This is a genomic window from Aeromonas sp. S5(2024) (assembly GCF_041403025.1).
Taxonomy (GTDB): Bacteria; Pseudomonadota; Gammaproteobacteria; order Enterobacterales; family Aeromonadaceae; genus Aeromonas; species Aeromonas hydrophila.
Genome location: NZ_JBGLRI010000002.1, coordinates 32,370 through 50,737, shown reverse-complemented (window position 1 = coordinate 50,737; position 18,368 = coordinate 32,370). Strand labels below are relative to the sequence as shown.

The 18,368-nt window shown below is 63.6% G+C and carries 17 protein-coding genes and 1 riboswitch; of the genes, 9 read left to right on the top strand and 8 right to left on the bottom strand.

Annotation, left to right across the window (positions count from 1 at the left end):
- From ACB032_RS04110 to ACB032_RS04100, 3 genes are read right to left on the bottom strand one after another with little or no spacing between them, the layout of a single operon-like run.
- Positions 1-1,437 (bottom strand): LutB/LldF family L-lactate oxidation iron-sulfur protein, encoded by a 1,437-nt coding sequence (locus ACB032_RS04110; protein WP_371137410.1) that lies wholly within the window; start codon positions 1,435-1,437, stop codon positions 1-3.
- Positions 1,430-2,221: a (Fe-S)-binding protein gene (locus ACB032_RS04105; RefSeq protein WP_371137602.1), complete on the bottom strand. Its 792-nt coding sequence runs from the start codon at positions 2,219-2,221 to the stop codon at positions 1,430-1,432. The genes ACB032_RS04110 and ACB032_RS04105 overlap by 8 nt, the downstream gene beginning before the upstream one ends.
- Before the next feature lie 13 nt (positions 2,222-2,234).
- Positions 2,235-3,932, bottom strand: a complete 1,698-nt coding sequence (locus tag ACB032_RS04100; protein WP_371137409.1) for an L-lactate permease — start codon at positions 3,930-3,932, stop codon at positions 2,235-2,237.
- Positions 3,933-3,992: 60 nt separating this feature from the next.
- On the opposite strand from ACB032_RS04100, the gene ACB032_RS04095 reads away from it, so the two are divergent.
- Complete coding sequence (locus ACB032_RS04095) at positions 3,993-4,970, top strand: LysR family transcriptional regulator (protein WP_011706382.1); 978 nt, start codon at positions 3,993-3,995, stop codon at positions 4,968-4,970.
- Between the two features lie 66 nt (positions 4,971-5,036).
- On the top strand, positions 5,037-5,351 hold the full coding sequence (locus ACB032_RS04090) for a ribbon-helix-helix domain-containing protein (RefSeq protein WP_371137408.1): 315 nt from the start codon (positions 5,037-5,039) through the stop codon (positions 5,349-5,351).
- A 77-nt stretch (positions 5,352-5,428) separates the two neighbouring features.
- On the opposite strand, the gene ACB032_RS04085 is transcribed toward ACB032_RS04090, so the two are convergent.
- Both ACB032_RS04085 and ACB032_RS04080 read right to left on the bottom strand, forming a co-directional pair.
- Positions 5,429-5,824: a VOC family protein gene (locus ACB032_RS04085; RefSeq protein WP_371137407.1), complete on the bottom strand. Its 396-nt coding sequence runs from the start codon at positions 5,822-5,824 to the stop codon at positions 5,429-5,431.
- A gap of 153 nt (positions 5,825-5,977) precedes the next feature.
- The gene (locus ACB032_RS04080) at positions 5,978-6,760 is read right to left on the bottom strand and encodes an alpha/beta fold hydrolase (protein ID WP_005302068.1); all 783 of its coding nucleotides are present in this window, start codon (positions 6,758-6,760) and stop codon (positions 5,978-5,980) included.
- A 106-nt stretch (positions 6,761-6,866) separates the two neighbouring features.
- Here ACB032_RS04080 and ACB032_RS04075 point away from each other — a divergent pair, with 106 nt between their 5' ends.
- Genes ACB032_RS04075 through ACB032_RS04065 form a run of 3 tightly spaced genes read left to right on the top strand, consistent with a single transcriptional unit; the run spans position 6,867 to position 8,099 of the window.
- Positions 6,867-7,223, top strand: a complete 357-nt coding sequence (locus ACB032_RS04075) for an MmcQ/YjbR family DNA-binding protein (RefSeq protein WP_016351046.1) — start codon at positions 6,867-6,869, stop codon at positions 7,221-7,223.
- Positions 7,220-7,708, top strand: a complete 489-nt coding sequence (locus ACB032_RS04070; protein ID WP_252476021.1) for a GNAT family N-acetyltransferase — start codon at positions 7,220-7,222, stop codon at positions 7,706-7,708. The genes ACB032_RS04075 and ACB032_RS04070 overlap by 4 nt, the downstream gene beginning before the upstream one ends.
- Before the next feature lie 55 nt (positions 7,709-7,763).
- Entirely contained in the window at positions 7,764-8,099 is a 336-nt protein-coding gene (locus ACB032_RS04065) for a DUF3802 family protein (RefSeq protein WP_024944925.1), read from the top strand.
- A gap of 338 nt (positions 8,100-8,437) precedes the next feature.
- Here the strand turns inward: ACB032_RS04065 and msrA are convergent, their stop codons facing one another.
- Positions 8,438-9,070, bottom strand: coding sequence for a peptide-methionine (S)-S-oxide reductase MsrA (gene msrA, locus ACB032_RS04060; protein WP_024944924.1), 633 nt, complete (start codon positions 9,068-9,070; stop codon positions 8,438-8,440).
- Between the two features lie 259 nt (positions 9,071-9,329).
- On the opposite strand from msrA, the gene argA reads away from it, so the two are divergent.
- Complete coding sequence (argA, locus tag ACB032_RS04055; RefSeq protein ID WP_011706389.1) at positions 9,330-10,658, top strand: amino-acid N-acetyltransferase; 1,329 nt, start codon at positions 9,330-9,332, stop codon at positions 10,656-10,658.
- 107 nt (positions 10,659-10,765) lie between these two features.
- Positions 10,766-10,990: riboswitch (Lysine riboswitch) on the top strand.
- An 89-nt stretch (positions 10,991-11,079) separates the two neighbouring features.
- Positions 11,080-12,432 (top strand): lysine-sensitive aspartokinase 3, encoded by a 1,353-nt coding sequence (gene lysC / locus ACB032_RS04050; RefSeq protein ID WP_371137406.1) that lies wholly within the window; start codon positions 11,080-11,082, stop codon positions 12,430-12,432.
- Positions 12,433-12,526: 94 nt separating this feature from the next.
- Here lysC and ACB032_RS04045 read toward each other — a convergent pair whose 3' ends face one another.
- Entirely contained in the window at positions 12,527-13,615 is a 1,089-nt protein-coding gene (locus ACB032_RS04045; protein ID WP_024944922.1) for a hypothetical protein, read from the bottom strand.
- A gap of 254 nt (positions 13,616-13,869) precedes the next feature.
- On the opposite strand from ACB032_RS04045, the gene ACB032_RS04040 reads away from it, so the two are divergent.
- Complete coding sequence (locus ACB032_RS04040; RefSeq protein WP_371137405.1) at positions 13,870-16,131, top strand: LTA synthase family protein; 2,262 nt, start codon at positions 13,870-13,872, stop codon at positions 16,129-16,131.
- An 89-nt stretch (positions 16,132-16,220) separates the two neighbouring features.
- Here the strand turns inward: ACB032_RS04040 and ACB032_RS04035 are convergent, their stop codons facing one another.
- Complete coding sequence (locus tag ACB032_RS04035) at positions 16,221-17,234, bottom strand: S66 peptidase family protein (RefSeq protein ID WP_371137404.1); 1,014 nt, start codon at positions 17,232-17,234, stop codon at positions 16,221-16,223.
- 265 nt (positions 17,235-17,499) lie between these two features.
- Between ACB032_RS04035 and ACB032_RS04030 the strand changes: the two genes are divergently transcribed.
- Positions 17,500-18,342 (top strand): patatin family protein, encoded by an 843-nt coding sequence (locus tag ACB032_RS04030; protein WP_044800216.1) that lies wholly within the window; start codon positions 17,500-17,502, stop codon positions 18,340-18,342.
- The last annotated feature ends 26 nt before the right edge of the window (positions 18,343-18,368 follow it).

The following is an 18,368-nucleotide window of genomic DNA, read 5'->3' as shown; positions in this document are numbered from 1 at the left end:
TCAGGACTCCTTCTTCTTCTGGCGCAGCAGGGCGTGCAGGCTCTGGGGGGCGGGTTTGGGGGCTTCGCGGCACTGGGTCCAGGGGCCCAGGTGTTTGGGCATCAAGCCCCGCAGGCGACCGGCCACCCCGGTCGCGGCGTGGTAGAGGCGCGGGTGGGTGGCGGCAAAGGCAAAGCCCTGCATGGCGAGGGTTTCGAGCCGGCTCCTGGCCGCCCCCTGCCCCGCCAGCGGTTCGTGGCCGGGCTGTGCGTCGTGCTTGGCCTCCCGGCGCAGGCGCTGCAACAGGTCGGGAATGGGGATGCGGACCGGGCACACCTCGCCGCAGGCACCGCACAGGCTCGATGCGGTCACCAGATCGCTCGTGCTCTCTAACCCCAGCAGGTGGGGGGAGATGATTTTGCCGATGGGGCCCGGGTAGATGGTGCCGTAGGCGTGGCCGCCGATGCGGGTGTAGACCGGGCAGTGGTTCATGCAGGCGCCGCAGCGGATGCACTGCAAGGTCTTGCGCAGCTCCTCGTCCCGGTAAGCCTGACTGCGGCCGTTGTCGAGCAGCACCAGGTGCACCTCGTCCGGGCCGTCCAGCTCCCCTGCCCGGCGCGGACCGCTGATGACGTTGAAGTAGGTGGTGATGGCCTGACCGGTAGCCGAGCGGGTCAGAGCGCTATAAAGCGGCGGCACGTCGGATAGGAACTCCACCACCTTCTCGATGCCGGTGATGGCCACGTGCACTTTCGGCACAGTGGTGCACATGCGCCCGTTGCCCTCGTTCTCCACCAGACACAGGCTGCCGGTCTCGGCCACCGCGAAGTTGACGCCGGAGAGCCCCATGCCGGCGCGGCGAAACTCTTCGCGCAGGGCCCGCCGCCCGGTCTGGATCAGTTCGTCCACGTCGGTGGTGGGGGTGAAATCCGCCAGATTGCCGGCGAAGGTGTCGCTCACCTCCTGCTTGTTCTTGTGGATGGCGGGCATGATGATGTGGGACGGGGTATCGCCGTCGAGCTGGACGATAAACTCCCCCATGTCGCTCTCAAGGCAATGGATGCCGTGGCGCGCCATCTCGTGATTGAAGCCCACCTCCTCGCTCACCATGGACTTGCCCTTGACGATGCTGCTCACCCCATGTTGCTGGGCGATGCCGAGGATGATGGCGTTGGCCTCGGCCGGCGTCTGGGCCCAGTGCACCCGGATGCCGTTGCGCTCGCAGTTGGTTTCGAGCTGCTCCAGAAGATCTGGCAGGCGCGAGAGGCAGCGCTGGCGAATTTGCTCCGCCGCATCGCGCACCGCCGCCTCCTCGGCGGGATCGGCGAAGGCGTCGCGCCGCTTGGCGCGCAGGTAATCCATGGCGCCGCGAAAATTCTGGCGCAGCACGGGGTCGGCCAGGGCCGCCTCGGCCTGGGGATGGAAGCGGCGCGGCGAATACTTGGCGTGCTCACTCATGATGGGCCTCCTGTTTTGGCTCTTGTAAGCACTGAGCCACCGGCTTGCTGTGGGCGAGCAGGAAGCTGGCCAGGTGCATGGCGGGCAGTGTCTTGCCCTGATAGGCCAGGGATCCCTTGATATTGAGCAGGCACCCCCAGTCGGCGCTCACCAGGGTGTCGGCGCCGGTGGCCAGCAGGTGGCGGGTCTTGTCTTCGACCATGGCCTGGCTGATGTGGGGATGGCGCACCGAGAAGGTGCCGCCAAAGCCGCAGCACTCGCTCTCGTAGGCCTGCTCGTGCAAGGTGACCCCATCGAGCTGGCCCAGCAGGGCGCGGGCCCGGCTGTGTACCTGCATCTCGCGCCGGGCCGAGCAGGAGGTGTGCATGACGATGTTCGCCCTCCCCACCCCGTGCCAGCGCACCCGGCAGACCTGGGCCAAAAACTCGGTGAGCTCGAACACCCGCTCGCCAAACGCCGCCACCTCGCGGCTCGCTGGAAAGAGTCGCGCATAGTGGTGGTGCATCATGCCGCCGCAGGAGCCCGACAGCACTACCACCGGCCAGGGCTCGGGGAAGAGTGCCATCTGGCTTTGCGCCACCTGGCGCGCCTCCTCTTCATGGCCCGAGGTGTAGGCCGGCTGCCCGCAGCAGGTCTGTTTCTCGACAAAGTGCACCCTTATCCCTTCCCGCTCGAGCAGGGCGATGGCATCGAGCCCCGCCACCGGGTCGAACAGGTCCACCAGACAGGTGGCGTAGAGATAGACATCGGCCGGCTTGGCCGGATAGACCCGCATTACCTTCATCACTTGCTCTCCTTTACTTCAACTGCAGCAGGACGTCCGAGATGTGGAAGCTGTACATGAGCGCCAGCCCGATAAGGCCGGTGGCCAGCAGGTAGTAGAGGGTCGGCAGCGCGGTCTTGCGCAGCGTCGCCCCCTCACAGCCGAGCAGCCCCACGGTGGCCGACGCCGCCACCACGTTGTGAATGGCAATCATGTTGCCGGCGGCGGCACCCACGGCCTGCAGCGCCAGCATGGCGGCGGTGGAGACTCCCAGGGTCTGCGCCACTTCAAACTGGAACTGACTGAACATCATGTTCGACACCGTGTTGGAGCCGGCGATAAAGGCCCCCAGCGCGCCGATGGTGGCGCTGAGCGCCGGGAAGAACTCCCCCACCAGCCCGGCGGCAAAATTCGCGGTGGTCACCGGCATGCTGGCGAGATCCGCCCCGTTGACGCCGGAGTTGATGAAGATGCGCACCATGGGCACGGTGAAGATCAGCACGAAGCCGGCGCCGATCAGGGTGCGGCTGGACTCCCCCAGCGCCCGCCCGAAGGGGGCGAGGGAGCGCGATTGCAGCAAGGTGGCGAGCAGGGCGCAGAGCACCAGCAGGCCGCCAGGCAGGTAGAGCGGCTCAATGGAGGCGCTGACCCCCTTCTCCCCCAGGAGGTCTGTGAAGGCGAGGCTCACCGACAAGAGGCTGGCCTTGAATGCCGGGCTCACCCGGCTGGCCACCAGCAAGAGGGCCAGCGCCACATAGGGGAGCCAAGCCAGCAGCAGCGACATGGGGCGGGCGGCGGCCTCTTTGAGATCGAGCTTGAGGGAGCCCAGCCACTCGGCGGGCCACTCCTGCTCGGGGGCGAAATCCCAGCTGGTTTTTGGCACCAGAAAACCGGCTCGCGCCGCCGTCACCACCAGGGCCAGCCCCACCAGCCCGCCGATGAGGGACGGGAACTCGGGACCGAGCAGCATGCCGGTCAGGGCATAGGGCACGGTGAAGGCGAGCCCGGCAAAAATCGCGAACGGCAGGATGGCGAGCCCCTCGGTCCAGCTGCGATGACGGCCGAAGAAGCGGGTCAGCATCATCACCATCAGCACCGGCATCAAGGTGCCGACGGTGGCGTGAATGAGGGCCACGTTGGTGGTCACCTGCTGCAGGTAGACCTCCCAGCTGCTGCCGCCGGCGCTCAGGGTCTGGCCTATGGCCTGACTGTCGAGCCCCTTGTTGATCCCCACCAGAATGGGGGTGCCCACCGCACCGAACGAGACCGGGGTGGACTGGATCATCATGCCGAGCAGCACCGCGGCCAACGCCGGAAAGCCGATGGCCACCAGCAGCGGCGCGGCGATGGCGGCCGGAGTGCCAAAACCGGAGGCCCCTTCGATAAAGGCGCCGAAGCACCAGGCGATGATGATGGCCTGGATGCGCCGGTCCGGCGAGATGTTGGTGAAGCCGCTGCGAATGGCGCTGATGGCGCCGGTGTGCTTGAGGGTGTTGAGCATCAGGATGGCGCCGAACACGATCCAGAGCACGGTCACCGTGATCACCAGCCCCTGCAGGGTGGAGGCAAAGACCCGGGTCGGGCTCATCTGCCAGCCCCACAGGGCGATGAACACGGTCAACAAAAAGGCGACGGGCATGGCGCGCTTGGCGGGCCAGTTGAGGCCGACCAGCAGCACGGCGGCCACCAGGATCGGCGAGAAGGCCACCAGGGCCAGCAGGGTGTCTGTCATCATTGCGTCCTTGTCCGAGCGGTGCAGAGGCGCACCTTGTTGTTGTTTTGTTAAGCGGACGTGACCTTACCCTGTTCCTTTTTCGCGATATATGGAAATAATGAACAACATTCATTCCAAAAGTTGATCAATATGGCCAGTACCGACGACCTCATCCTCTTCGCCCAGGTGGTGGAGGCCGGCTCCTTCAGCAAGGTAGCTGAACAAAATTCCCTGACAAATTCGGTAGTTAGTAAACGGATCGGGCGCCTGGAGGAAGAACTCGGGGTACAGCTGCTCTATCGCACTACCCGCCGGCTCACCCTGAGCGAGGCGGGCAAGGCGCTCTATCAGGGTGCCAAAAATGTGAAGGCCGCCGCACTGGACGCCTTCGATGCGGTGGCGGGTTTTGGTGAAAAGGTGAGCGGCCATGTGCGGATGTCGGTACCCACCATCTCCGGCGAGCTGCTGCTGGCCGACGCGGTAGCCGATTTTTGCCAGCAACACCCTGGGCTCACGGTGGAGATGTCGCTGGACAACCGCTTCGTCAATCTGGTGGAAGAGGGGTTCGACCTGGTCATTCGCACCGGCTATCTGGATGATTCGAGCCTGATTGCCCGCCACATCCTCGACTCCCAGTGGGTTATCTGCGCTGCCCCCGCCTATGTGCGCCGCTTCGGGGCGCCGCGCGAGCCGTCGGATTTGCTCACCCACAACTGCCTGCGCTACGCCTATCAGAGCACGGGGGCCTCGGAGTGGGCCTTCAAGGGGGAAGAGGGCAACTATCTGCTGTCGGTGTCGGGCAGTTTTTGCACCGACAACGCGGGGGCCCTGCGCAAGGCGGCACTGGGGGGGCGCGGCATCGTCTATGTGCCGCGCTGCCTGGTCTATCACGACCTGATGAACGGCGAGCTGGTGGATTTGTTTCCGGATCAGGTGGGCAAGAAGCTCGGCATCTACGCCGTCTACCCCTTCACTCGCCAGCCGCCGCGCAAGATCAGGCTATTGATCGAGCACATCCGCCAGCGCTACCTCGATATCGCCCACTACTTTGGCTGACGGGGGATGGTGGTCATCTCGTATCAACGGGGGGCTTTTTTGACCCGGGCGGCAGAGTTGCCTACCATGGCCCTCCCCTTTACCGCTCAGGACCAGCCCATGTGCACCGTCTTCTCCGGCCAGGATCCCAGTCACTACGCCTGCACCACCCGCTCGGTGCGGATCTGCGGCCACAGCACCAGCATCCGGCTGGAAAACAAGTTCTGGACCATCCTGGAGCAGCTCTGTCAGGCCCAGGGGCGCTCCATGGGGCTGTTTCTCTCCGAGCTCTATCAGGAGGCGCTCGGCAACGGCATGGAGATGAGCAACTTTGCCTCCCTGCTGCGCTGCTCCTGCCTGATCCATTTGGAAGCGAGACAGGAGCCGGACGCCGCCGCCTGAGGAATGGCCGCTTTCTTCCCCATGAAAAAAGGGCCGCAGCACCAGGCTGCGGCCCCTTCTTATTCCACGCTTCAAGCTCAGGCGAAGCGGCCGGCCCGCTCGATGAACTCGATCTGGTAACCATCGGGGTCGGTCAAAAAGAACAGCCGAGCCAGCAGGGTGCCCTCATGGTGCATCGCCTTGACCGGCGCAGGGGTAAGACCCAGTGCCGTCAGACGCTGATGCGCCGCCTCGATGTTTTCCACCGTCACCGCCAGATGGCCATAGCCGCTGCCATGGCTGTAGGGCTCGGCCTGACCCTGGTTGTGCGTCAATTCGAGCTCGAAACCACTCTGGTCATTGGCAAGGTAGGTGAGGGAGAAACCGTCGAAGGGGAAGTGATCCCGCACCTCCAGCTCGAGGGCCTCGCGGTAGAAACGCACGGATCTATCCAGGTCGCGTACCCGGATCATGGTGTGAACGAGTTTGGTCATAGGGACTCCTTGGTGATGGGAGTCACAGGGTAACCAGGGGCTCAGCCGGCCGGGTAGTAGTGGACTAGCACCCGGTGCTTGCCGGCCAAAACCTGACATGACCTCGCAAGCTCAAGCCACCAAGACCACATCAAAGCGGCGGCTGGCGCCGATTCAGCCGGGCTGGGCGGTGAGAAAGGCCAGCGACTGGCGGTTGAAGTGCTCGGGCCGCTCCACGTTGCAGACGTGGCCGCAACCGTCGATGATTTCGAGCCGGCTGTAGGGATCGCGCGCCACCTGCTCACGCACCGGCGCCAGGAACATGTGATCCTCCTCCCCCATCACGTAGAGGGTCGGAATGGGCAGGGCCCGCTCCTTGAAGTAGCGCATCAGGGGATTCACCTCGGTGGCGAGGCGAAACCAGCGCTTGAACTCTTTTTGGCACAATTTGCGCGCCTCGCGCACGAACAGGTTGCGCGACTCCTGATGGTGCTGGCGCGGCATGATGATGAAGGCAAACAACCGGTAGAGCCACATGTAAGGCAGGATATGCTGGCCGAGGCGGCCGAGCTGCACCAGCACCCGCGAGCGGATGTCGAGCCGCAAGATGGCGCCGCCCAGCACCATGCTCTTGACCCGCTCGGGACAGAGCTCCGCCAGATGGCGAATGAGGATGGTGCCAAGGGAGATGCCGACGAAGTGGGCGCGGCGGATGTTGAGGTGATCGAGCAGTTGCAGGATATCCTCGGTCACCGCCCGAAAGCTGTAGTGCCCTTTTATCACCTGCTGCAGCTTGTGGGACTGGCCGTGGCCGCGCAGATCCAGCAGCAGCACATTGAAGTGTTCGCGATAGGCGCGCAACTGCTTGAACCAGATGGAAGAGCTGCCGCCCGCCCCGTGCACGAAGACTACCCAATCCCGCTCGGGACCCAGCTCGAAGGTCTTGTGATACAGCATCTTGCGACTCCCTCATCAACGGCATTGGGGTATAGTAGGCGCGCATCTTAGCAGATTTTTTCACCCGACTAATACGTTTGCACCGCAAGCGGCGAGGAGCATGACCATGGAGTTGACCCGTTTGAGATCCTTTCTGCTGACCCTGCCGGGCGCTCAGGAGGATACCCCCTTCGGCCCAGAGATCCTGGTCTATCGCATCGCCGGCAAGATGTTTGCCCTGCTGGACTGGCAGGCCGAGCCGCTGCGGCTGAACCTCAAGTGCGAACCCGAGCTGGCCCTGCTGCTGCGCGAACTCCACCCCGAGGTCAAACCGGGCTGGCACATGAACAAGCAGCACTGGAACACGGTCACCTTCAGCGACGGCCTGGCCGACGATCTCTGGCAGGGCTGGGTGCATCACTCCTACGAGCGGGTGGTGGCCGGTCTGCCCAAGGCCAAGCGCCCGCAGGCGCCGCAGCGATGAGCCCCGCCATGGCGGCAGAGCCCAGGCTCGTTCAGCTGAACGAGCAGCACATCCCCGCCCTTTGCGCCCTGTTCGAGCAGTCGGTACGAAGGATTGGCCCCCAGCACTACAGCCCGGAGCAGGTGGAGCAGTGGGCCCTCGGCGCCCATCATCCCGGCTTTGCCGGCCAGCTGCGCGAGCACCATGGCTGGGTGTTGGAGCAAGGCGGCGAGCCACTCGGTTTTGTCACCCTAAGCCAGGGTGGCCACCTCAGCCTGCTCTATGTGAGCGCCGATCACCCGCGCCGGGGCTATGGCGGCCTGCTGCTGGCTGCGGCCCTCGCCGAGGCAAAACGGTTCGGGCTCACACAGCTGACAACGGAAGCCAGCGCCTTCAGCTATGGGCTATTTTTACGGTATGGCTTTGAGCTGACCGGATTGGAGAGCGTGGAGCGCGGCGGGGTCGGTTTTATCCGTTATCGCCTGCACTGCCGCTTGCCAAGCTAGGTCCAGCCACTAAAATACGCACAGTTTTTTCGTATTGTTGAGGATTGAGGCCGCCATGGTTGTAGAAAGCGAAGGCTATATCGCCCTGATTGAGTATCTGGTGGAGAGTCTGGGGCTGTTTGAAACCCAGCAACAGAGCAGTGGTGAACAGACCATCGAAGATCTGGTGAGCGGCCGGGTGGCCAGCAACCTGATGGCCATCTGCGAGCAGAACCCGCAGCTCGATCCCAAGTTGCGCTTCGTGATCATGCAGGAAGCCGATGCGGTGGTGGCCGATCTGGAAGAGGTGCTCTCCGCCGTCTGGCTGCGCGCCCCGACCCCGGAGCAGAAAGCCTTCCTCGAAGAGTTCATCGACCTCATCAAGAACCTGTTTGACGGCGCCATCAGCTGATCACCATGGCGAACACCAAGTTCGCCACTCCCCCGCAAATTTTCCGCACCGCAAACATGAAAAGGGCCGCCTTCAACGGGCAGCCCTGCTTGCTATCATTTCAACTCATCAAGCTTTTCAATGACTTTTATGAATTTTCGAGGCAAGAAATGTGTCTGGTCTTAGCCGCCATCCATGGTGGCTACTAGGTTAGGCAAAGCGGGTTCAATTTAGTTCCCGCCCATAACACATTTTTTATGATTTTTTTCACTCTCCTGACAAAGCCCGAGAAAAAGGCCGCAAACGCGGCCTTTTTCTTTTTCAATCAATGACAAGTAACAGATACCCGTCATCTTCACCTAGCGGTTGAGGCTCGGTGGCAAGCAGACGCCGATGCCACCCAGGCCGCAATACCCGTCCGGATTCTTCTCCAGATATTGCTGATGGTAATCCTCGGCGTAATAGAAGGGCGCCAGCGGCAGAATGCGGGTGGTGATGGTACGCCCGTCACCGCTGGCCGTCATCGCCTGCTGGTAGGCGGCCAGACTCTGCTGGGCAATCGCCTCCTGGGTGTCGTCCCCGAAGAAGATGACGGAGCGGTACTGGGTGCCGATGTCGCCGCCCTGGCGCATGCCCTGGGCCGGATCGTGCTGCTCCCAGAACAGCTTGAGCAGGTCGCCGTAGCTGATCACCTTGGGGTCAAACACCACCTGCACCGTTTCGGCATGGCCGGTCAATCCGCTGCACACCTCCTTGTAGGTAGGGTTCTGGGTCACCCCGCCCTGATAGCCGGCGGCGGTGGAGTAGACCCCGGGCTGTTGCCAGAACAGGCGTTCCACCCCCCAGAAGCAGCCCATCCCGAACCAGGCCACTGCCATCCCTTCAGGCCAGGGTCCCTGAGTCGGGTGACCATTGACCGCATGCTGCTGGCCAATCACCATCGCCTCGCGGCGTCCCGGCAGCGCGTCTGCCGGCGAAATAATCTGTTCCATGCACCCTGTCCTTGTATAAAAACCTGTGCGATCGCACAGCTGACGAAAAGGAATATCGAAGATAACAGTTTATGGGCCGGGATCAACCTAGGGCGCACCCTCACACCGCTGACACCCCTGCCCTGCCTGGTGTCGCCGTTGCTCTGGCCGCCTGGCCACCCCGATGACAAAATCACGCAGAATCAATATTTAATCTTGATTTGTGCATTTATTTTCATATATTGAGCCCATTGCTGTTTTTTTATGGAAGAAGCCTCAAGTGCGTGAACGCGAACCCAGCCTGGTCTATGCCTTTCGGCAGTCTACCCCCTACGTCAATGTGCACAGAGGCGCCACCTTCGTGCTGATGATGGGGGGGGAAGCCCTCTGCCACCCCAATTTCGCCAACATCGTCAGCGATATCGCCCTGCTGCAGACCTTAGGGATTCGCCTGGTACTGGTATTCGGCTCCCGTCCGCAAAACGACGAGGCGCTGGCCCGCGCCGGCATCGAGGCCCAGTACCACAAGCGGATCCGGGTCACCGATGACGAGAGCTTCGCCATCATCAAGCAGGTGTGCGGTGGCTTGCAGTACGACATCACCGCCCAGCTCTCCATGGGGCTCGCCAACACCCCCATGCAGGGTGCCCGCATCAGCGTGGTGAGCGGCAACTTCGTCACCGCCCAGCCGCTCGGGGTGGATGACGGCATCGATTTTTGCCACAGCGGCCGGGTACGCCGCATCGACGTGGAGGGGATCACCCGCCAGCTGGATCAGAAGAGCCTGGTGCTCATCTCCCCCATCGGCTGCTCGGTCACCGGCGAGAGCTTCAACCTGAGCTCGGAAGAGGTGGCCCGCCGGGTGGCGGTGGACCTCAAGGCAGACAAACTCATCTGCTTCAGCAGCACCCAGGGGGTGATGGATCGCCACGGCGAGGCCATCTCCGAGCTCTTCCCCGAGCAGGCCGAAGAGTTGCTGGTAGAACTGGAGCAGGCGGGGGAAGAGATGTCCGGCACCGCCCGCTACCTGCGCGCGGCCATCGCCTCCTGCCGCGGCGGCGTGCCCCGCTCCCACCTGGTGAGCTATCAGGATGATGGCGCCATGCTGCAGGAGCTGTTCAGCCGCGACGGCCTCGGCACCCAGATCGTGCGCGAAAGCGCCGAGCAGGCGCGCGCCGCCACCATCGAGGACATCGGTGGCATCCTGGATCTCATCCGCCCGCTGGAGGAGGAAGGCATTCTGGTGCGCCGCTCCCGCGAGCAGCTGGAGATGGAGATCGACAAGTTCACCATCATCGAGCGCGACGGCCTCATCATCGGCTGCGCGGCCCTCTACTGCTTCATGGAAGAGGCGATGGCGGAGATGGCCTGCGTCGCCATCCACCCCGACTACCGCAACTCCAACCGGGGGGATCAGCTGGTGGCCAAGGTGGCCGAGCGGGCCAAGCGGCTCGGCATCCGCCGCCTGTTCGTGCTCACCACCCGCTCCATCCACTGGTTCCGGGAACGGGGCTTCGATCCGCTGGAGGTGGAAGATCTGCCGGTGGCACGCCAGCGCCTCTACAACTGGCAGCGTCGCTCCAAGGTTTTGTCAAAGACAATCGTATAAGTAATTGATTTTGCGTTGGCTTGGCTGACTTTTTGAACTTTTTCACAAACTCGATTGACAGTGCAATCCAACGCAAGGTATTTCTAAATGCACTCCACCGCCCTGGTGGAGCCAGAAGAGGAGCGCTGCCCAGGCAGCCCGAGGGAGGACACCAGTGTCCGGTGAACTTGGGTCAGGGGGAGCAGCGCCGAGACATCTGAGGCAACTGGATACCTCAGTGTCGGCTGCGGGGGCTGAATCCCCCGGGTTGTCATCAGTAGTGGTCATCCCCCACCGCGCCCCGTCAGGGGCGGGTACGGGATGGGCTCTGCGGGTGGAGTGCTTCTGGCCGGGATAGCTTCGATCATTCCTGCCATTTTCAGCCTCCTCCTCTCTTTTTGCCCGATGGATCCGGATTTTCATATTAAGACAGGAGTAAGCAATGAGCCCGATCAATGTCGCCAAATTTGGCGGAACCAGCGTCGCCAATGCGGCAGCCATGAACAACTGCGCCGATGTGGTGCTGGCCAACCCGGCCACCCGGATGGTGGTGCTGAGCGCCAGCGCCGGCGTCACCAACCTGCTGGTGGCACTGGCTCAGGGCGATCTGGACGAGGCGGGCCAGGAGGCGCAACTGGCCAGGCTCACCGAGATCCAGCAGGCCATTCTGACGGAGCTGGGCGACCCAGGCGATCTGAGCGACCTCATCCACGGCCAGCTCGGCGAGATCCGCACCATGGCGCGCCAGGCCCATCTGCACACCGATGCCGAACTGGCTGATCGCCTCATCGCCTGCGGCGAGCTGATGTCCACCCGCCTCTTTACCGAACTGCTGCGCCAGCGAGGCGTGAAAGCCTGCTGGCAGGATGCGCGCCAGTTGCTGCGCACCGACAGCCGCTTTGGCAAGGCCAGCGTGGATCTGGCCGCCACCCGCACCCTCTGCCAGGCCGCGCTGGGCCCCCTGCTTGGCGACAGCCTCATCATCACCCAGGGCTTTATCGGTGCCGACGGCGATGGGCGCACCACCACCCTCGGCCGGGGCGGCTCCGATTACAGCGCGGCCCTCTTGGCCGAGGCGCTCGACGCCGGAACCATCGAGATCTGGACCGACGTGCCCGGCATCTACACCACGGATCCGCGCCTGGTCACCCGGGCCCGCCCCATCCCCGAAATCAGCTTCGTGGAGGCGGCCGAGATGGCTACCTTCGGCGCCAAGGTGCTGCATCCGGCCACCTTGCAGCCGGCGGTGCGCCAGGACATCCCGGTGTTTGTCGGCTCCAGCAAGGATCCGGCTGCCGGCGGCACCTGGATCCGCGCCAGCACTCGCACCAATCCGCTGTTTCGCGCCGTGGCCCTGCGCCGCAACCAGGTGCTGGTCACCCTGCACAGCCTCAACATGTTCCACGCCTACGGTTTTCTGGCCGAGGTGTTCGGCATCCTGGCCCGCCACCGCATCTCGGTGGATCTCATCACCACCTCGGAGGTGAGCGTGTCACTGACCCTGGATCACACCGGCAGCCAGAGCAACGGCGAGCCCATCCTCGGTGACAAGGTGCTGGCGGAGCTTGGCCAGCTGTGCAAGGTGCAGGTGGAGACGGGGCTGGCGCTGGTAGCGCTCATCGGCAACCGGATGAGCGAGGCGGCCGGGGTGGGCAGTCAGGTCTTTGACGCCATTCGCGAGCACAACATCCGCATGATCTGTTACGGCGCCAGCGCCCACAACCTCTGCTTCCTGGTCAAGGAAGACGAGGCGGGCCACATCGTCAACCGCCTCCACCAGGAGCTGCTCGACTGATGTACTGACACCGCATGGAAATAATAAAGAGGGGCCGGCTGGCCCCTCTTTTTATATGTGGTGATATGAAGATGAAATCTAAATGCGGTTCTCCCTAGCCCACCAGGGTCGGCACCGGCAGCAGGTTGGCCCGGATCTCCTCGCGCAGCCCTTCCAGTCGGCTCAGCAGCGCCGCCTGACTTAAGCCCGCCTCGTCGGGGCCCAGGTTGTCCACCAGCTCGGCGAAGTGTTCGGTCACCGCCTGCTGCAACCAGTCGAGCCGGCGCAGGGTGAGCGGGCCGCAGCTCTTGCCGCTGAGATCGTCGGCAATGTCGAGCCGATGGCTGCGATACATGTCGCGCCACCAGTTGGCAGCCAGCGCTTCCTCGCTGGCCAGCGCCGAGCGCCACTCCCCCAGCAGGCTCTGCAAGCGGGCCAGCACCGGTGCGCTCGCCCCCTCCCGGGTCAGGTGTTGCAGCTCCCGCTGCGCCCAATTGATGCACAGGCCGCGCCAGTAGCGAAACTGCGGCAGCGGATCCGGCTCGTCGAGCCACAGGCCCGAGAGGGTGCGGGTCTCCAGCCGCTCCGGCACGTGAAATGCGGGATCGGTGAGGCCGTTGGAATTGAATTCATGGCGGGGGTCAAAGGGCCACATGTAGCCAAAGTCGAACACACTGATCTGCTGGCCATCGTCGAGCAGGTTGCCGGGGCTCGGATCCCAGTCGAACCAGCCCCAATGGGCAAGCTCGGCCTGCACCGCCAGCATCTGCGCCAGGTTGCGCTCGTTCAGTTCATGCACCGGCACGCCCCGTAGCCAGGGGGAGACCAGCACGCCCGCGCGGGCCGAGCCAAAACAGGTACATACCACGTTGGCCAGGATGGTGGGGTGCAACTCCCGCAGGGCCTCAATCTCGCGGCGGCGCTCCAGCTCGGTCAGAAAGGCGGTTCTGCCGTCCACGTTGGCCACCAGGGAGTCGTGCCGGCGCCGCTTCAGGCACCAGTGATGTCCCTCCACCTTGAGGTGGAACACCTCGGCGGTGAGGCCGTGACGATAGACCTTGAGCACCGCCGGATGATCCTCCTTGAGTCGCACCAGCTTGGCCACGGACAAGGGACAGTCCTGCTCGCGCCCGATCCGGATCTCCTGTTTGCTCTCCAGCATGCGGAGCAATCTTGCCTGACGTGCCGCTACTTTGGGATTCATACATGTACCTCCATCCATATTGAGAGACTAAGCAGCAAGGCAGAGGCAGGCCAGCGGCAAAGCGCCATGATGACGCTTTCATCACAGAATGAGTGTGGCCCCCGGATCGGGATCACAGTTTGCATGGTTTCACGGTCACACAATATTCATTGTTCGGTCATTAAATTGACAACAAGGAACAAGCCCATCACCATCGGGTCAAATTAAATGCAGCGGCCATGTTTCATCGTCACTCGCTCAAAGGATGAGCCCATATGAAAGCCCCCACTTCAGCGCGCTTGTCAGCCAGGGTGCCCGCTCTGCCCTCCGTGCTGCTCGCCATGCTGGCGGCGCTGTTGCTGCTGACCCTGTTGCTGCCGCAGATCAACCCCGCCAGCTGGCTCGGCCGAGCCCAGCCGCTGGTGCTGGGGCCGGCGGACAACCCTATCGCCACCCTCACCCGTCACGCCCTGCTCTACAAGAGCGACAGCCGCGGCCTCTATCTGGTGGTTCGCAGCCAGTGGCAGTTGCGCGGGCCGCTGCAGGAGGGTGACAAGGTCAGGGTGGAGCTGCTCAATGATAGGGGCGAGCGCATCGATCAGCTGAGCCAGCCGGTGGACAAGCGCCAGCAGTGCCGCAAGGGGCGCTGCACCCTGGATCTCAACAGCACCCTGCGCGCCCCCGACGACGCCCTGGCCAGCCGCTATCAGCTGCGGATCGGCCTGCTGCTCAAGGAGAGGCCCGAGAGCGGTGAATTCAGCCAGATCCTGCAGACCCTGCCGGAGCGGGGTTTCAACCTCACCTATCTCTGCACCAGCCTGCTGCTGGTGCTGGCCCTGAGCGCCGCCGTGCTGAAGGTGGTGCTGCCCACCCTCAGGCGCAATCTGCGCTGGCGCGTCGCCGGCAGCCTGCTGCTCGGCAACCTCACCTTCGTGCTGCTGCACGGCTTCGTGGTGTTCAAACTGGGGGAATTTCTGCTCTGGTCAGGCTTTCGCCCCGAGCACTACTACCTCGCCTGGGGCAGCATGGTGCTGGGCTGGAGCCTCTGCGCGCTGGCGGGCTTCAACCTCTATATGGGGCTGGTGTTCACGGCGCTGTCCGGCATCGGGCTGCTGGCCAACTTCATGAAGATCGCCATCTACGGCGTACCGCTCGGGGGGGACGATCTCGGCAACCTGGTGGCGCTGCTGCGCATCCTGCTGGAGCAGCACCCGGTGCTGCCGCTGCTGGGCGGTGCGCTCGCCCTCTTCTTGTGCTGGCGCTTCGCCCTGTCGCGCTGGATCCTGCGCACCCTGGCCGCCACCGCCGCCTTCTTTGCGCTGTGCGTGTTCGCCACCCAGACCGGCAACAAGCTGCTGGGGCCCAACATTCGCTACGTGGACAGAGCGGTCAACTACCACAGAGACATCATCCGCTCGGGGCCCGGCCTCTATCTGTTCAACCTGGTGGACGAGATGCTGCAAAGTGGCAGCGTGTTTCGCTATCCCTTGCAGATCAACGAGTTCACCCCTCAGCTCAGCCACGTCAGCCTGAGCCAGCCGCCCCGTTTCGATCTGGTGATCGTGCTGCAATATGAATCCCTCTGGCTCGGCTGGCAGGGCAAGATATGCACGCCGCCCCCCACCCTGAGCCTGCCGGCCAGCGTGCAGCAGTGGCACAAGACCATCCACTCTCCCACCACCGGCGGCATGACGGTACTGGCGGAGTTCGAGATGAACACCGGCCTGCCGGTGGGGCTGCTCAAACAGGGGGTGGTGCCCTACTACTACCTCTCGGAGCAGGTGCCGGGCCTGGCGCAAAGTGCGAAGCAAAGTGGCTACCAGACCCTGTTTGCCCACCCCTATGTGGAGAAATTCTGGGGCCGTGCCAAGGCGATCCCGGCCCTTGGCTATGAGGAGCGCTGGTTCGATACCCGCTTCTCCACGCTCGAACACAAGGGGCTCTATATCTCGGACGATGCCCTCATCGACCACCTGCTCAAGCGCAGCGAGCAAGATGAGCAGCCGCTCTTTGCCTACGCGGTCACCATGCAGGGGCACGGCCCCTTTGACGGGGATCGCTACCAGGCCCAGCAACTCGACAAGGCCTGCCCGGATCAGAGTGACGCCGATCGCCAGTTGCTCAACACCTACTACACCGGTGTGGTGGATGCCATGGCGTCGCTGGAGCATCTGCTGACCAGCCTGGATCGCTCAGGCAAACGCTATCTGGTGGTGGCGTTTGGCGATCACCAGCCGTTCCTGATGTCCGCCGGCAAGGGCATTCACGGCGACAAGCCGCCCCGCGATGCCAGCTACCAGATCCCCATGATGGCCTTTGCCCGCGCCGATGACTCCCTCAATCTGGCGACCCAGTTTGCCCCGGTGCGCCAGCTCTATCAGATGGGCCAGGCCACTCGCCAGCTGCTGGCGGGCGACATGACCCCCATCCCGGATCTGGCCCTGCTCCACCCTGTGCTGGGCGAAGAGAAGGGATTCGATGTAGCCCCTCTGGTGCCGCAGATCCGCGCCAGCTTCCGGCCCGACGCCCTGCCCTGAGCCCCGCTACCGCGGGACAGATGACAAAGAGGTCGCCCAGGCGACCTCTTTGTCTATTTGCCGATGCGGCCATGGCAGCCAACGCGGGCTTACTCACCGAGCCAGGGCTCGCACAGGGTGAGACGCTGGGCATCGAGATCCAGCATCGCCTCGATGCCAAGGGGCAGGGTCAGCATGGGGTGGGTGTGGGCGCAGTCATACTCCGCCAGAATGGGGAAAGTTGGCTCCCCCACCACCTCCAGCAGGATATCGAGCGGCCGCCGGCCGCTGCCCTGACTGTCGAACAGCTCGTGTTTGCCGAGCACCAGGGCACCGATGCGATCAAACACCCCGCACAGCTTGAGATGGGCAAACGAGCGCTCCACCGTCGCGGCCAAATGGAGGCTGTCTTCCAGCAGCAGAATGTCCCCTTGCTCGATGGCCGGCATATAGGGGGAGCCCCAGATCCCCGCCATCGTATTGAGGTTGCCACCGATAAGCCGGCCCCGCACCCGACCGGAGCCCACCGAGATCAGCCGGTTTGGTTGGCACTGCTTGGCACGGGTCTGGTTCTCCCAGTCAAGCCGCTCCTCGGTCCATTGCGCCGGGGTCGGCACTGTGTGGGGCACGGTGGCGCCACCGGTCTGGCAGATCTGGCGAAAGCCCGCCAGCGTCTCGTCCACCAGCGGCGAGAGCTCGCCGAAAGAGGCCACCAGCGCAGGCCCGTAGAAGGTGACGAGGCCAGTGCGGGCATGAATGCCGAGCAGCAGGGCCGTCACGTCGGAGTAGCCAATGACTATCTTGGGATCGCGCTTGAGTGCATCAAAATCGAGGTGGGGCAGCAGGGCGTTGGAGTTGTTGCCGCCAATCACCGACATGATGCAGCGTACCTCTGGATCGCGAATCAGGGCATTGAGCTCGTCAGCCCGGGCGGCGATGGAGCCGGATCGCCAGTGATCCTGCTGGCCGGTGAGGCTGCCCGCCTTGAGTCTGAAGCCTTGCCCCTCCAGAAACGCCCCGGCACGGGCAAAGCGGTTTGGTGCCCAGGCGGTAGCCGCACTGGAGGGAGAAAAGAAGCCGATGGTATCGCCGGACTTGAGCCCCGGCGGTTTGAGCAGAGCCATGAATTGCGTACTCCCTGACAAAGATGATGGGGCCCCGCTCCCGGGGCCGACGGACAAAAATCGTCTCCATCCTAGTCCAGTTCCAGCGAGCGTCACAAGTGGTCACCTTGGGTCTTTTTGTTCATAAAAACAAAACGACTGATTTAAAATTGACAGATATCCCGAACAATAACCCCTGCCTAGAATGGCCCCACTCCGCTCGTCAGCCCCGCGCTGGCATTTTCGACACGACTCGGCACTGCCGGCTCAGCGACGAGGCCCCCATATGAACAGAACCATCTCTCCCCACGCATTGGTCGTCGAAGGCGGCGCCATGCGCGGCATCTTCGCCAGCGGCGTGCTGGATGCCTTCATCGAGCACGATTACCACCCTTTCGACTTTGCCATCGGCGTCTCGGCGGGCGCCACCAACCTGCTGGCCTATCTCGCCAGCCAACATGGTCGCAGCCACGATATTCTGACCGAACTGGCCTGCCGCCAGGAGTTCATGGATCCGCTGCGCTTCGCCAAGGGGGGAAATCTGGTGGATATCCACTGGCTATGGCACACCAGCTGTCGCAAGTACCCGCTGGACGTACACAGCTACCGGCAAAGCGGCATTCCCTTCTACGCGGTGGTGACCAACACCCTGACTGGCAAGGCGGAGTACATCCGGGTCAAGCCGGAGAACATGAACGAGGTGCTGCCCGCCAGCTGCGCCATTCCCCTCGCCTCTCGTGAATACCCGGAAGTGCACGGGGTGCCGATGACCGATGGCGGGGTGGCCGACTCCATCCCGGTGATCGAGGCCTACCGGCGCGGCGCCCGTCAGCTGACGGTGATCCTCTCCGAACCACTGGGCTATCGGCTCAAGCCGATGCCCTTCCCCTGGATGATCCGCACCCTGCTGAAAACTCGCCCCGCCCTGGCGCAGGCGCTGGAGCAGCGGGATCGCAGCTACAACCGGGCGCTCGATTTCATCGCCCATCCGCCGGCGGACTGCCAGATCGAGGTGATAGCGCCGGCCGACTACTTCCCGGTCTCCCGCTTTACCCGTGATCCCGACAAGCTGGAGCTCGGTTACGTGATGGGCAAGTGCGCAGGCTATCAGGCCGCCCTGCTCAATTGACAAGGATTTTACAGGCATGACCCGAC

What these genes read in the sequence shown, in the direction of transcription:
- ACB032_RS04110 (WP_371137410.1), bottom strand. Translation starts at nt 1,437, where the DNA reads ATGAGTGAGCACGCCAAGTATTCGCCGCGCCGCTTCCATCCCCAGGCC.
- ACB032_RS04105 (WP_371137602.1), bottom strand. Translation starts at nt 2,221, where the DNA reads ATGAAGGTAATGCGGGTCTATCCGGCCAAGCCGGCCGATGTCTATCTC.
- ACB032_RS04100 (WP_371137409.1), bottom strand. Translation starts at nt 3,932, where the DNA reads ATGACAGACACCCTGCTGGCCCTGGTGGCCTTCTCGCCGATCCTGGTG.
- ACB032_RS04090 (WP_371137408.1), top strand. Translation starts at nt 5,037, where the DNA reads ATGGCCCTCCCCTTTACCGCTCAGGACCAGCCCATGTGCACCGTCTTC.
- ACB032_RS04085 (WP_371137407.1), bottom strand. Translation starts at nt 5,824, where the DNA reads ATGACCAAACTCGTTCACACCATGATCCGGGTACGCGACCTGGATAGA.
- ACB032_RS04080 (WP_005302068.1), bottom strand. Translation starts at nt 6,760, where the DNA reads ATGCTGTATCACAAGACCTTCGAGCTGGGTCCCGAGCGGGATTGGGTA.
- ACB032_RS04075 (WP_016351046.1), top strand. Translation starts at nt 6,867, where the DNA reads ATGGAGTTGACCCGTTTGAGATCCTTTCTGCTGACCCTGCCGGGCGCT.
- ACB032_RS04070 (WP_252476021.1), top strand. Translation starts at nt 7,220, where the DNA reads ATGAGCCCCGCCATGGCGGCAGAGCCCAGGCTCGTTCAGCTGAACGAG.
- ACB032_RS04065 (WP_024944925.1), top strand. Translation starts at nt 7,764, where the DNA reads ATGGTTGTAGAAAGCGAAGGCTATATCGCCCTGATTGAGTATCTGGTG.
- msrA (WP_024944924.1), bottom strand. Translation starts at nt 9,070, where the DNA reads ATGGAACAGATTATTTCGCCGGCAGACGCGCTGCCGGGACGCCGCGAG.
- lysC (WP_371137406.1), top strand. Translation starts at nt 11,080, where the DNA reads ATGAGCCCGATCAATGTCGCCAAATTTGGCGGAACCAGCGTCGCCAAT.
- ACB032_RS04045 (WP_024944922.1), bottom strand. Translation starts at nt 13,615, where the DNA reads ATGAATCCCAAAGTAGCGGCACGTCAGGCAAGATTGCTCCGCATGCTG.
- ACB032_RS04040 (WP_371137405.1), top strand. Translation starts at nt 13,870, where the DNA reads ATGAAAGCCCCCACTTCAGCGCGCTTGTCAGCCAGGGTGCCCGCTCTG.
- ACB032_RS04035 (WP_371137404.1), bottom strand. Translation starts at nt 17,234, where the DNA reads ATGGCTCTGCTCAAACCGCCGGGGCTCAAGTCCGGCGATACCATCGGC.
- ACB032_RS04030 (WP_044800216.1), top strand. Translation starts at nt 17,500, where the DNA reads ATGAACAGAACCATCTCTCCCCACGCATTGGTCGTCGAAGGCGGCGCC.